Origin of the sequence: Parabacteroides sp. ZJ-118, from assembly GCF_011038785.1 — a bacterium.
GTDB lineage: Bacteria > Bacteroidota > Bacteroidia > Bacteroidales > Tannerellaceae > Parabacteroides.
Genome location: NZ_JAAKDT010000008.1, coordinates 43,273 through 56,009 on the forward strand (window position 1 = coordinate 43,273; position 12,737 = coordinate 56,009).

Here is a 12,737-nt window from a genome sequence, read left to right on the forward strand (position 1 = left end):
TGGCAATAGACAGCTGACAGTTATCGTTTATCGTAACCATCAACTGCCACTTGTCATCTGTCAATTAATTAGTTTTGTATTTGAAAGAAACCTTGGCCAACTCCTCGTTAGCCTTCACGATTTTCTTCTTTAAATCCTCCTTATAAGCGGATAGCTTCTCCTGAAGCCGCTCGTCGCCGACGGCAAGCATCTGCGCCGCGAGGATTCCGGCGTTCAAAGCGCCATTGATACCGACAGTAGCCACGGGGATTCCCGGAGGCATCTGCACGATAGCCAACAGCGCGTCCATACCGTCCAGCGTAGCGTTGATAGGCACGCCGATCACAGGAACCGTCGTCATGGAGGCGATCACACCGCAAAGATGAGCGGCCATTCCGGCAGCGGCGATGATAACCTTGATTCCACGTCCTTTGGCTCCCTTGGCGAAAGCCTCCACCTCCGCGGGAGTACGGTGCGCGGATAGCGCATGCATCTCGAACGGGATCTCCATCTCATCCAAGAACTTGGCCGCCTTCTCCATAACGGGTAGGTCCGAGGTGCTACCCATGATAATACTTACAACGGGTGTCATTCTTATTTAGCGATTAGCTTTTGATAGTCTTCGGCGGATAGCAAGTCCTCTAATTCTCCGGCATCAGAAACAGAGATCTTGATCAACCAACCTTTGCCATAAGCGTCTTCATTCACCAGCTCGGGAGCGTCTTCCAGCTCCGCGTTTACTTCCAGGACCATGCCACCCGCGGGCATGAAAAGATCAGAAACAGTCTTGACAGCCTCGATCGTACCGAACACCGCTTCTTTAGCGACGGTCTCACCCACTGTCGTGATGTCTACAAAAACGATCTCACCGAGCTCGCTTTGCGCGTAATCAGTAATGCCAACATAGGCTACGTCACCTTCTACACGAATCCACTCATGGTCTTTTGTGTACTTCAAATCTGTAGGAAAATTCATAATTTTAGTGTTTTTATTAGATAAATAAATAGATATAACTCACTAGTGAGGCTACAAAGGTACATATAAATCCCAAACAAAACCCCGCATATACCTGCATGGGTGTATGCCTTTTTAAAAAGATACGCGAGGTACCTAATAAACCGGCCACGATCAATGCGGCCATAAAAGAGCCGTAGGGATTTATCATATGGATACGCGCCATTCCCATAATACCGCCCAGTAACCCGCCGATACCAATGGCATGCGCGCTGATCTTCCAAGCGAAGTTGATGCACAAGGCGGCTACCAAGGCTACGCAAGCCCCGATCAACATCGCTAACAACCAAGAAGGAATCAGCATCTTGTATAGGAAAAAGATACAGGCCAGGATGGAAGTGATAAAAATCAGATAAGGGACCACCCGCTCCTTCCGGTCGGAGAGCTCTATATCGCCGGCCGCGCCATTTCTCACCAACAAGAAAATGAAAAGTCCGGGAACTATCGCTGTCGAAATGAAGGTGCCTCCGGCAATCAGCAGCTTCACGGGCAACGGGTAAATGGCGAGAAATGTAAACATCAACGCCAACACGATCCCATAGGTCACCATAAGCAACGGATGGAACACGAAAGATATTATATTCGAGAACAGTCTCATACGCCTTTATATCTCCTTTCTCAGACGAGCGACCGGAACCCCCAGTTGCTCCCTGTATTTCGCTACCGTACGCCGGGCGATGACATATCCCTTTTCTTTCAGGATCGTAGCCAACTCCTCGTCGGTCAACGGTTTTCGTTTATCTTCGGCATCCACATGCTCTTTCATGATCTTTTTCACCTCACGGGTCGAGATCTCCTCGCCGGTATCGGTCTGTATAGACTCGGAGAAAAAGTATTTCAACGGATAAATACCGAAATTCGTTTGTACATATTTACTGTTGCTTACCCGGGAAATGGTGGAGATATCATACCCCGCGCGCTCGGCTACGTCTTTCAAGATCATGGGATGGAGTGTAGCCTCATCGCCTGTCAGGAAAAAGTCCCGTTGTAAACAGATAATCGCCTCCATGGTACGTCGCAAGGTCTCATTACGCTGCTTGATCGCATCGATAAACCACTGCGCGGAATCGAGCTTTTGCTTCACGAACTGTACGGCATCCCGTCTCTCAGCGGTTTGATTCGCCTTATTCGCCGTATAATCCTGAAACATCTCGGCATACTCCCGGCTGATACGCATATCCGGTATCCCCCGGCTGTTCATGCTCAAGAGAAGCTCTCCGTTATGCGCTTCCACCACGAAATCCGGGATGATCTGGCTCATCGCCACTTCCATGGAACCACCCCAATTACTTCCGGGTCTCGGATTCAACATCGTAATCTCGTGAATGACCTTCTTCAACGTTCCCTCATCAATATCGAGGCCTCGTAAGATCTTATCGTAATGTTTGCGGATGAACTCCTCGAAATATTCGGTCAAGACACGGATCGCCAAATTCGTAACCGAAGTCTTCTCCTTCTTATCCAACTGGATCAGCAGACATTCTTTCAAGTCGCGAGCCCCTACCCCGGCAGGCTCAAAATCTCGGATGATATGCAAGACAGACTCGATCTCCTTCTCATCCACCTCTTGTCCGGCTTGGAAGATCAAGTCGTCCGCTACCGCCGAAAGGTCCCGGCGCAAGTAACCGTCATCATCGACATTTCCAATGATATACTCCGCTATTTTCATCTGCTTATCCGGTAAGTCCCTTAACCCGAGCTGCTGTAGCAAAAACTCATTCAAGGATTGGCTTACGGAGAAGGGGACATCCTCCTTCCGTTCCGCACGCTCGGTCATTTCCCGCAGCTTATAATCCGGTATATCGTCTTCCGTTAAATAATCTCCCAAAGAGAGGTCGGTCTCGGCATCGGCAGAAGGGATCTCGTCTCCCCCCTCCTCTGTATCAGTACGTTCAAAATCATCAACAGGCTCTTTTCCTTCCTCCAAGGCAGGGTTATCTTCCAGCTCATGCCTCACACGCTCTTCCAGCTCAACCGCGGGAAGCTCCAGAAGCCGTATCAACTGTATCTGCTGAGGGGATAGCTTTTGCTGTAACTTTTGTTGTAACTGTTGCTTTAACATAATCTAAATCATTGCACTGTAAGGGCAGGGCAATCACCCGCCCCCTTATTTATCAGCATGCAAATATAAGTTTTTAGTTTTAACAGTACAGCTATTAAACTATAATAGTTCTAAACAAGGTGCATGATGGACCCTGGCGACTTTAACCCAACTTTGATTTCCATCGAAGTGTTTGATTTATATTTTAACGACTTAGCTTTCTTTGTTTGTCGTTTTGTGTACTACAAACTTTTCTCTATGCTTATCCTTCTAAATCGAACCTGCTAAATCAAGCTTACGTCATTTTTAACGAACGATTGATAATTCTAATCTACTCTATATAATTTATAGGGGGATGGAACGTTAGGTATTAAACGTAAATGATTACCTTCGCGGCCGACTGCCCGGTGGGTACGCAAGTAGAAATAATTAATTATCACACTTATACAAAGTATGGGAAAGTACAAACTAATCAACAACGTGTTGGGGTGGGTCGTTTTTTTGATCGCTTCTGCCGTTTATCTGATGACAATGGAACCCACCGCCAGTTTCTGGGATTGCGGTGAGTTTATCTCCTCGGCATACAAACTGGAAGTAGGGCACCCGCCCGGAGCTCCTTTCTTTATGTTGACAGCCAATTTGTTTACGCAGTTCGCCTCCGACCCTTCCAAGGTGGCTGTGATGGTTAATACGATGTCCGCCCTGTTTAGCGGCCTGACGATCTTATTCCTTTTCTGGAGTATTACCCATTTGGCTCGTAAGATTATCGTGGAAGACGATAAAACGATGTCTTTGGGGCAGATGATTACGATCATGGGTTGCGGTTTGGTAGGTTCTTTGGCTTATACATTTAGCGATACATTTTGGTTTAGCGCCGTGGAGGGCGAGGTATATGCTTATTCTTCCTTGTTTACCGCCGTGGTATTCTGGTTGATCCTGAAATGGGAGGAAGCCGCCGATCGCCCGCATGCCGATCGTTGGATTGTACTGATCGCTTATCTGATGGGCCTGAGTATCGGTGTCCATTTGCTGAACTTATTGTGTATCCCAGCGATCGTGTTGGTGTATTATTACAAGAAATTCCCGAACCCTACGATGAAGGGTACGCTGATCGCTTTGTTGGTGTCGTTCGCTATCGTGGGCTTGATGATGTACGGTGTCGTACAAGGTTTGGTTGAGGTTTGCGGTTATTTCGAGCTGTTGTTTGTCAATCTGTTCGGCACGCCGTATAACTCGGGTGTATATGCGTTCGTGATTATCTTGGCGGCTTCGTTGATCTGGGCGATCCGGGAGACGATGCGAGACGAGGTCCATCCGGTGCGGATGAAGATCTCCTTTATCCTTTCGATCGTATTGCTGGGTATTCCATTTATCGGTAGCGGTTACGTGATCGCCGTGATCCTTACGGCGGCTTTGACGGCTTATCTGTTCATGAGCAAGCGGGTAAATATCAAGATGCTGAATACGATCTTGGTTTGTTTGATGGTAATCGTAGTGGGTTATTCATCCTATGCCTTGACATTGATTCGTGCGACAGCCGATACGCCGATGAACCAGAACGCACCGCAGGATATCTTTACCTTGCGTACCTATTTGGCTCGTGAACAATACGGTAAGACCCCGTTGATCTACGGCCAGACCTATGTCTCCGAGGTGAGACGCGAGAACCAAGGCGGTACTTGCGTACCTGTATCGAAAGAGGGTGAGCCAACGTGGAGCCGTGTCATTAAGAAAGACAAAAACGAGAAGGATCATTACTATATCTCTCGTTACGATACGGAATACGAATATGTGGATGAGTTGAGTATGCTTTTCCCCCGTATGTATAGTAGCGACGGACGTCATGTGGCTGCTTATAAGGAGTGGGCACAAGTAAAAGGTACACCGGTGAAGTTCAACCGTTGTGGCGAGATGGTGACGGTGATGAAACCTACATTTGCCGAGAACCTGCGTTATTTCTTCGCTTATCAGCTGAATTTCATGTACTGGCGGTATTTCATGTGGAACTTCTCCGGACGGCAGAACGATATACAAGGTCACGGCGAAGTTTCGAATGGTAACTGGATAACCGGTATTCCCTTTATCGATGAGGCTTTGGTGGGCCCGCAAGAGGATATGCCGTTCGATATTATCAACAATAAGGGGCATAACGTATATTACATGTTACCGCTTCTGTTGGGTATCTTGGGGCTTCTATTCCAAGCTTATGCCGGGAAGAGGGGTATTCAGGGATTCTGGATCACGTTCTTCTTGTTCTTTATGACGGGTATCGCGATCGTGCTTTACTTGAACCAGACGCCGTATCAACCTCGTGAGCGAGACTATGCGTATGCCGGATCGTTTTATGCGTTCTGTATATGGATCGGTTTTGGTGTGGCGGCCTTGGCGAAAGGATTGCGGGAGTATGGCAAGCTATCTCCGGTAGTGGCGGGTTCTGTCGCGACGCTACTGTGCCTGTTGGTCCCTATCCAGATGGGTGCGCAGAACTGGGATGATCACGATCGCTCGAATCGTTATGTTTGTCGCGATTTCGGTGCGAATTACTTGGAATCGTGCGAGCCGAACGCGGTTATATTTACGAATGGCGATAATGACACGTTCCCGTTGTGGTATGCGCAGGAGGTGGAAGGTATTCGTACGGATGTACGTGTATGCAATACGAGCTATTTGCAAACCGACTGGTATATCAATCAAATGAAGAAGCAAGCATACGAATCTGATCCGCTTCCAATCTCTTGGCAACCGGAGGATTATGTGCAAGGTACTCGTGATGCCGCTTATATATTCCCGATGACGGATAAATCGATCGATCTGAAGACCGCTCTTGATTTCGTTCGCAGTAACGATCCGAAGTTTAAGAAGATCCCGGGAATCAACCAAGAATTGGATTATATCCCTGCGCAGACATTGACGATGAGGGTAGATTCCGCCGCGGTTATGGCTGCCGGAGTGATCGATACCGCTGACTTACCGTATTTGCGAAAAGAGATGAAGATTGACTTGAAAGGCAAGGATGTCTTGGGTAAACAAGAGTTGATTATCTTGGATATGTTGCAGACGAATGATTGGAGCCGTCCGATCTATTACGCGATTACCGTAAGCCCGGATCAGTTCGTAAAACTGGATCCGTACTTCCAGCAGACCGGTATGGCTTATCAGATCGTTCCGATGGAGACACAGGGAACGACTCGTTCGATCAATACGGAGAAGATGTATGACAACGTGATGAATAAGTTCAAATGGGGGGGAGTCAATACGCCGGGTGTGTACTTGGATGAGAATGTGATGCGGATGTGTAAGAGCTATCGCATCGCGTTGTTCGGTAAGTTGGCTGCCGCTTTGGTCGCGGAAGGTGAGAATGAGAAAGCGCTGAACGTATTGGATAAGGCAATGGAGGTATTGCCTCCCGAGAATGTCCCGTTGGATTACAGCGCTCTTTCCTTGGGTGAGCTTTATTACGAGTTGGGCCGGAAGGAGAAGGCGGAGATGATTTATAAAGGCATAGCGGACAATGCGTTGCGCAGTATAAACTGGTATTTCCGTTTGCGTCCGGGGCAATTATCATCGGTTGAAAGTGATTTAGGTCATAACTTGGCGGTTCTCCAAGAGGTATTACGTGTAAGCAAACAGTATAATCCTGAGTTCGCGAAGCTTTATCAAGAGGAATTTGATAATTACCGTATGGCTTACGGATCAGTGGCAAAAGACTAACAAAGTATGTTTATAGAACAACCGCCTTGGTTTTACAGGGCACTGTTCCCGGGGGTAACTTGGCGAATACCGGCAGAGAAGAAGTGTGTGTATCTCACCTTCGACGATGGCCCGATTCCCGAGGTTACCCCTTGGGTTTTAGATACATTGGATACGTATGGGATCAAGGCTACCTTTTTTATGGTAGGGGATAATGTACGTAAGCATCCCGAGGTTTTCCGGATGGTGGTGGATCGCGGGCATCGTGTCGGTAACCATACGTTCAATCATATCCAGGGTATCAAGTTCTGGACGAAGAATTATTTGGCGAATGTGGAAAAGGCTGCCGAATATATTCCCGGCAATTTATTCAGGCCTCCTCACGGGCACATGCGTTTTCCGCAGGTAGTATGGCTCCGCCGCCATTATCATATCGTGATGTGGGACGTGGTCACTCGTGACTACAGCCCGCACATGACTCCGAATGGTGTTTTCAACGTGGTAAAGAATTATACCCGTAATGGTTCCGTTATCGTTTTTCACGATTCCCTGAAAGCCGAGCGCAATATGCGGGAGGCAATGCCCCGGGCTGTCGAATGGCTCTTGGAGGAAGGCTACGAATTTAAGGTCTTTGAATGATGGGTATCTCCCGGTTTATAAAAGATAAAGCAATGGAGTTAGGCTTTTCCGCTTGCGGTATCGCTGGAGTAGCGAAGGCCGAGAGTGAGGAGGCTTATTTTGACCAATGGATCGCGGAGGGTTGCCATGCGGGAATGAGATACATGGAAAATTACCGCGATATCCGTCTTAATCCGGGGGGCTTGGTGGAAGGTGCCAAATCGGTTATCTCCGTAGCCTTGAATTATTATCCGGAAGTTCTCCGGAATCCGGAGGAACCTTATATCTCGTGTTATGCGTACGGAGAAGATTATCACGGGGTCGTAAAGGATAAACTTCGCCAATTATGGAAAGCGATAACCGAGTATCATCCCTCCTTTGATGAGGCCCGTGTATTTACGGACTCCGCTCCTTTGCTAGAACGTTATTGGGCTTGGAAAGCCGGTTTGGGATGGATCGGGAAGAATACGAATCTGATCATTCCGGGCAAAGGCTCTTTCTTTTTCCTTGGGGAGATCGTGACGACCTTGGAAGTCGACACCTATGATTCCCCCAAAAAGAATCTCTGCGGTTCCTGTACCCGCTGCATGGACGCTTGCCCTACCGGAGCCTTGGAAAGGGCGAAACGGTTGAATGCCCGCAAATGTATCTCGTATCTTACGATCGAGCATCGCGGGGAGATCCCCGCTGAGCAAGCCTCCCTGTTAGGAAATCGCATCTATGGTTGCGACACCTGCCAAGCCGTTTGTCCTTGGAACCGCTTCGCTATGCCTACGGCGGTAGCGGCCTTTCATCCCACCCCTGCTTTGCTCGCCCTTAAAAAAGACGACCTCAAGGCTTTGAGTCGTGAGGATTATAATCGTATCTTTGCGCGTTCGGCGGTGAGACGCGCCAAATATGAGGGATTATTACGAACAATACAATATCTAAAAGACTAAGTTACCATGAGAAGATCATTTAACTTCTTGCTTCTCTTCTTCCTGTCGGTGATGACGGTAATGGCCGCTCCCGGAGACTTACAAGAGAAGCTTGCCGCCCTAAAGGGAATTAGTGGCATCGAAAAACTTCAATCCGATCATTATCCGGAGAAGTATGTGGTGCGTATTACGCAGCAGGTCGATCCGAAAGACCCCGCCGCCGGGACATTTACGCAACGGGTGATCGTGGGCCATGTGGGGTATGACCGGCCTACCATTATCGTGACCGAGGGATATGGAGCCGCCTACGCCCTCAACCCGAGATATCAAGAGGAATTGTCCAAGCTATTGAACGCGAACCTGGTGTTCGTGGAGTACCGTTATTTCTTGGAGTCGACGCCGGAACCCAAGAACTGGGATTATCTGACCGCCGAGAACTCCGCGTACGATTTGCATAATGTCCGGAATACGTTTAAGCAGATCTACCCGGAAAAATGGATCAGTACCGGTATCAGCAAAGGTGGGCAGACTACGATGCTCTACCGTGCCTTTTTCCCGGACGACGTGGATTTCTCCGTTCCATACGTAGGCCCGTTGTGCAAAGGCGTGGAGGATGGCCGTCACGAGCCTTTCTTACGTAAGGTAGGTACGAAGGCGGAACGCAAGAAGATACGGGATTTTCAATTGGAAGTCTTGAAACGCAAGTCTGATATGCTCCCCTTATTGGAGAGCTATTGCAAGAATAAGGACTTGACTTTCCGTATTCCGATGCCCGAGGTATTGGATTATTGCGTGTTGGAGTATTCATTCGCGCTTTGGCAATGGGGAACTTCGGTGAATACGATCCCTTCCAGGTCTGCCGACGATCAGGCGCTCTTCGACCATCTGATGAACATCAGCGGGCCTGATTACTTTGCCGAGAACCAGCCCAACATCTCTTTCTTCGTACAAGCCGCCCGTGAGCTGGGTTATTATGGCTACGACGTGAAACCTTTCAAGAAATACCTTACGATCGATAGCGCCCAGGGATACCTAAACCGTATCATGCTTCCCGGGGAACTGGTCGGCAAGGTAGACTTCCGCCCGGCCCTGTACCACAAGATCTATGACTTCTTGAAGGACAACGACCCGAAAATGATCTTTATCTACGGCGAGATCGACCCGTGGAGCGCAGCCATGGTGCCCGCTTTCAAAGGTAAGAAGAACGAGCAAATTTACATCCAGCCCCGAGGTAGCCATGGTGCCCGTATCGGCAATATGCCGGAGGATATGAAGGAAAGGATCCTTACGCAAATCAACCAATGGCTGGCAGAGTAGGAGGGGCATTGAAAAAAGAGATGGGAGATTTTAAGTTACTGATATCGGCTTTGCTGGTTTTGCTGTTTATGGCCTGCGGAGATAAACGGACGGATGAGCGGATCGTCAGCGTGACGATTGAGCCGCAACGGTATTTCGCGGAGAAGATAGCCGGAGATAAATTTACGGTTCATTGCGTGGTTCCGGCGGGGCAAAGTCCGGAGACCTATGATCCTACACCGCGGCAAATGGTGCAGGTGGGTAAAAGCCAAGGCTATTTAAGGATCGGATCGATCGGGTTCGAACGGGCTTGGATGGATAATATCCGGAATAATAATCCGGGACTTGAGATTTTTGACCTGTCCGAAGGAATTGATTTACTTAAAAGCCCAGAGGAAGAAGAGGAACAGGAGCATCACCATCATCATCCCGGAGGTGTCGATCCGCATACGTGGAGCTCCATCTCCGGGGCGAAGGTGATCGCCAAGAACACCCTGGACGCTTTTGTCTCCTTGGACCCGGAGAATGAGGAATATTACCGGGCGAATTATGAGCGACTGACGAAAGAAATAGGGGAGACGGAAAAGATCGTTTCCGGTTTATTATCTTCTCTTGACAATAAGACATTTATTATCTACCATCCGGCCCTGACCTATTTGGCCAACGAATATGGCTTGACCCAGCTTTGCATCGAGATGGATGGAAAAGAGCCCTCTCCCGCGCAATTAAAGGAACTGGTCGAGATCGCACGGGAACATAACGCGAAGGTCGTATTTATCCAACGGGAGTTTGACCGGAAGAACGCCGAGCTGATCGCCAAAGAGACCGGTTGCCGTCTGATCCCGATCAATCCGCTGGATTACGATTGGAGTAAGGAAATGATTCATATCGCAAAATCGTTGGCCGATGGACAAGTTGATTGAGTTGAGAGAGGTTACCGCCGGATACGGTAATAAGATCGCTTTGCGTAACGTGAAGCTGGATGTATGGGAAAATGATTTCTTGGGGATTATCGGACCGAACGGCGGTGGGAAAACGACGCTTTTGAAGGTGATACTGGGTCTGTTGCCTCCTGTTTCCGGAACGGTTCGTTTTTACGCCGGAAATGTAGAAGTTCCTTCCTTGAAAATCGGTTATCTGCCCCAAATGAGCCAGATCGATAAGAGGTTCCCGATCTCGGTACGGGAAGTGATCTCCTCCGGTTTATCCGCGGAGAAACCTTTGTTTCGTTCATTCAACAGGTCTCAGAAAGAGCGTGTAGATGAGGTGATCGTACAGATGGGATTGGAGGAGTTGGCAGGCAGGGCCATCGGTGAGCTTTCCGGCGGTCAGTTGCAGCGGGTCTTATTGGGGCGTTCTATCGTCTCCCGTCCGCGGATGTTGATCTTGGATGAGCCTAATTCGTATGTGGATAAGCGATTCGAGTCTCGTTTTTATCAGCTTTTGGAAGAGATCAATAAAGAGAGCGCTATTATCTTGGTTTCCCATGATATCGGTACGATTTTGGCGATGGTGAAGAATATCGCTTGCGTAAACGAGACTTTGCATTATCACCCGGGAGCGAACGTCTCCGAGGAATGGTTGGGCGGGAAATACGCTTGCCCGATCGAGTTGGTGGGGCATGGCGACTTGCCGCACCGAGTCTTGAAGAAACACCCACACGAATAATTCGGGATAACTCTATTTGTATGATACCACAAATCATGTGCTGGATAAGCTTGCCGGAGATCGGTTATATCGTAGGTATTGCCGTAATCCTGTTCGGATGTAAGGCCGTATCGCAAAACCCTTTCATCAGTAAGAAACAAAAGATTCTTTGGATGCTGACGATCGTGTTCTTGAATTGGATCGGGCTGCTGTGGTATTATTATACATTTTACATGAAAGAAAAATGAAGGATATGAAGATATTGATAACCGGAGCGAGTGGTTTTATCGGCGGTTTCTTGGTAGAGGAGGCGCTTCGCCGTGGGTATGAGACGTGGGCAGGTATTCGTGCGGGTAGCAGTAAAGCGCATCTGCGAGATAAACGCATCCATTTCATCGACTTGAAATATGGCGATCGGGAAGCGCTTACGGCCCAGCTCTCGGATTTTGCCCGTGCGCATGGGGCATGGGATTACGTGATCCATAACGCCGGGTTGACGAAGACATTGGATAAACGAGACTTCTTCCGTGTGAACGCCGAGAATACGCGTCGATTTATCGAGGCGTTAGCCGCCGCCGGTTGCGAACCGAGGAAGTTTCTCTTGATGAGCAGCCTGAGCAGTTATGGGCGAGGCGACGAGAAGACGTTCCGCCCGATACGCCTGGACGATCCGCAGCGGCCGGACACGGCTTATGGCCAAAGTAAGCTGGAGGCGGAGAACTACATCCGCGAACAATCTTATTTCCCTTACGTGATCTTGCGCCCTACAGGGGTATACGGCCCGGGTGAGAAGGATTATTTCATGGAGATACAAAGCGTAAAGTCAGGATTCGATTTCGCCGTAGGCGCTATTCCCCAGCGAATTACGTTTATCTATGTGAAAGACTTGGCGACCGCGGCCTTCCTCTCCCTTGAGAAAGAGGAGATAAAGAACCGGCATTATTTCGTGGCCGACGGAGAGGTCTACACAGATGAGTCTTTTGCCCGTATGATACAAGATATTTTAGGGAAGAAGCGGGTATTGCATGCCCGTATACCGCTGGGATTGGTGCGTATCGCTTGCCATTGCTCCGAATGGATCGGCAAACTGTTGAAGAAGAGTATGACGCTAAATAGTGATAAATACATCATCTTGAAGCAGCGTAACTGGATTTGCGATGTCACTCCTCTTCAAGATGATTTAGGTTTTATCCCGGCCTATCCTTTACGGAAAGGCTTGGAAGAAAGTATCGAATGGTATAAAAAGGAGGGGTGGTTGTAAAAATCACTCTTTTTTTTGATGCCTCTTCGTGAATCCGTTCTCAAATAAAATACTATTTTCGCGTATCATAAAGAATGTTCCGCAAATAATGGATATACAGAGGCATAGTCGCGTATTGGGCGATCGGAAATTGTCGGATCGGTCATCATTTCTCGATAGACCCCGGGACGGGTACGGTGATCGGCGAGACGAGCGTGATCGGCAATCATGTACGTATCTTTCAAGGGGATAGCGGAGGATGTACCAGCGGGGAGTACGGTTACACAATTGAAGC

The 12,737-nt window shown here is 48.7% G+C and carries 12 protein-coding genes and 1 pseudogene; 9 read left to right on the top strand and 4 right to left on the bottom strand.

Annotation, left to right across the window (positions count from 1 at the left end; genetic code table 11):
- Positions 1-64: 64 nt before the first annotated feature.
- The 4 genes from purE to rpoN are packed head-to-tail and all read right to left on the bottom strand — an operon-like array spanning position 65 to position 3,055.
- Positions 65-571 carry a 5-(carboxyamino)imidazole ribonucleotide mutase gene (purE, locus tag G7Y39_RS04045; RefSeq protein WP_165155318.1) on the bottom strand — a complete coding sequence of 169 codons (507 nt, stop codon included), beginning with the start codon at positions 569-571 and terminating at the stop codon, positions 65-67.
- 2 nt (positions 572-573) lie between these two features.
- Positions 574-954, bottom strand: a complete 381-nt coding sequence (gene gcvH, locus G7Y39_RS04050) for a glycine cleavage system protein GcvH (RefSeq protein ID WP_165155320.1) — start codon at positions 952-954, stop codon at positions 574-576.
- A 16-nt stretch (positions 955-970) separates the two neighbouring features.
- On the bottom strand, positions 971-1,591 hold the full coding sequence (locus G7Y39_RS04055; RefSeq protein ID WP_165155322.1) for a hypothetical protein: 621 nt from the start codon (positions 1,589-1,591) through the stop codon (positions 971-973).
- A 6-nt stretch (positions 1,592-1,597) separates the two neighbouring features.
- Entirely contained in the window at positions 1,598-3,055 is a 1,458-nt protein-coding gene (rpoN, locus tag G7Y39_RS04060; RefSeq protein WP_165155324.1) for an RNA polymerase factor sigma-54, read from the bottom strand.
- 432 nt (positions 3,056-3,487) lie between these two features.
- Between rpoN and G7Y39_RS04065 the strand changes: the two genes are divergently transcribed.
- The 9 genes and pseudogenes from G7Y39_RS04065 to G7Y39_RS13620 all read left to right on the top strand — a co-directional run.
- Positions 3,488-6,745, top strand: coding sequence for a DUF2723 domain-containing protein (locus G7Y39_RS04065; protein WP_165155326.1), 3,258 nt, complete (start codon positions 3,488-3,490; stop codon positions 6,743-6,745).
- 6 nt (positions 6,746-6,751) lie between these two features.
- On the top strand, positions 6,752-7,363 hold the full coding sequence (locus G7Y39_RS04070; RefSeq protein WP_165155327.1) for a polysaccharide deacetylase family protein: 612 nt from the start codon (positions 6,752-6,754) through the stop codon (positions 7,361-7,363).
- Positions 7,363-8,280: a tRNA epoxyqueuosine(34) reductase QueG gene (gene queG, locus G7Y39_RS04075; protein ID WP_165155365.1), complete on the top strand. Its 918-nt coding sequence runs from the start codon at positions 7,363-7,365 to the stop codon at positions 8,278-8,280. The genes G7Y39_RS04070 and queG overlap by 1 nt, the downstream gene beginning before the upstream one ends.
- Before the next feature lie 6 nt (positions 8,281-8,286).
- Positions 8,287-9,576: a S28 family serine protease gene (locus tag G7Y39_RS04080; protein WP_165155328.1), complete on the top strand. Its 1,290-nt coding sequence runs from the start codon at positions 8,287-8,289 to the stop codon at positions 9,574-9,576.
- A gap of 20 nt (positions 9,577-9,596) precedes the next feature.
- Positions 9,597-10,478 (top strand): metal ABC transporter solute-binding protein, Zn/Mn family, encoded by an 882-nt coding sequence (locus G7Y39_RS04085; RefSeq protein ID WP_165155367.1) that lies wholly within the window; start codon positions 9,597-9,599, stop codon positions 10,476-10,478.
- Positions 10,462-11,223, top strand: a complete 762-nt coding sequence (locus tag G7Y39_RS04090; RefSeq protein ID WP_165155329.1) for a metal ABC transporter ATP-binding protein — start codon at positions 10,462-10,464, stop codon at positions 11,221-11,223. Before G7Y39_RS04085 ends, G7Y39_RS04090 begins: the two co-directional genes overlap by 17 nt.
- 35 nt (positions 11,224-11,258) lie before the next feature.
- The gene (locus G7Y39_RS04095) at positions 11,259-11,450 is read left to right on the top strand and encodes a hypothetical protein (RefSeq protein ID WP_241159957.1); all 192 of its coding nucleotides are present in this window, start codon (positions 11,259-11,261) and stop codon (positions 11,448-11,450) included.
- A 5-nt stretch (positions 11,451-11,455) separates the two neighbouring features.
- Positions 11,456-12,463: an NAD-dependent epimerase/dehydratase family protein gene (locus G7Y39_RS04100; protein ID WP_370520353.1), complete on the top strand. Its 1,008-nt coding sequence runs from the start codon at positions 11,456-11,458 to the stop codon at positions 12,461-12,463.
- Positions 12,464-12,597: 134 nt separating this feature from the next.
- Positions 12,598-12,696, top strand: a pseudogene (locus G7Y39_RS13620) (serine acetyltransferase); the annotation flags it as partial.
- Between the last annotated feature and the right edge of the window lie 41 nt (positions 12,697-12,737).

Bases quoted from the DNA above. Each gene is read 5' to 3' on its own strand.
- G7Y39_RS04095 (WP_241159957.1), top strand. From the start codon at position 11,259: ATGTGCTGGATAAGCTTGCCGGAGATCGGTTATATCGTAGGTATTGCC.
- G7Y39_RS04070 (WP_165155327.1), top strand. From the start codon at position 6,752: ATGTTTATAGAACAACCGCCTTGGTTTTACAGGGCACTGTTCCCGGGG.
- G7Y39_RS04090 (WP_165155329.1), top strand. From the start codon at position 10,462: ATGGACAAGTTGATTGAGTTGAGAGAGGTTACCGCCGGATACGGTAAT.
- G7Y39_RS04065 (WP_165155326.1), top strand. From the start codon at position 3,488: ATGGGAAAGTACAAACTAATCAACAACGTGTTGGGGTGGGTCGTTTTT.
- G7Y39_RS04100 (WP_370520353.1), top strand. From the start codon at position 11,456: ATGAAGATATTGATAACCGGAGCGAGTGGTTTTATCGGCGGTTTCTTG.
- G7Y39_RS04055 (WP_165155322.1), bottom strand. From the start codon at position 1,591: ATGAGACTGTTCTCGAATATAATATCTTTCGTGTTCCATCCGTTGCTT.
- purE (WP_165155318.1), bottom strand. From the start codon at position 571: ATGACACCCGTTGTAAGTATTATCATGGGTAGCACCTCGGACCTACCC.
- queG (WP_165155365.1), top strand. From the start codon at position 7,363: ATGGGTATCTCCCGGTTTATAAAAGATAAAGCAATGGAGTTAGGCTTT.
- rpoN (WP_165155324.1), bottom strand. From the start codon at position 3,055: ATGTTAAAGCAACAGTTACAACAAAAGTTACAGCAAAAGCTATCCCCT.
- G7Y39_RS04085 (WP_165155367.1), top strand. From the start codon at position 9,597: ATGGGAGATTTTAAGTTACTGATATCGGCTTTGCTGGTTTTGCTGTTT.
- G7Y39_RS04080 (WP_165155328.1), top strand. From the start codon at position 8,287: ATGAGAAGATCATTTAACTTCTTGCTTCTCTTCTTCCTGTCGGTGATG.
- gcvH (WP_165155320.1), bottom strand. From the start codon at position 954: ATGAATTTTCCTACAGATTTGAAGTACACAAAAGACCATGAGTGGATT.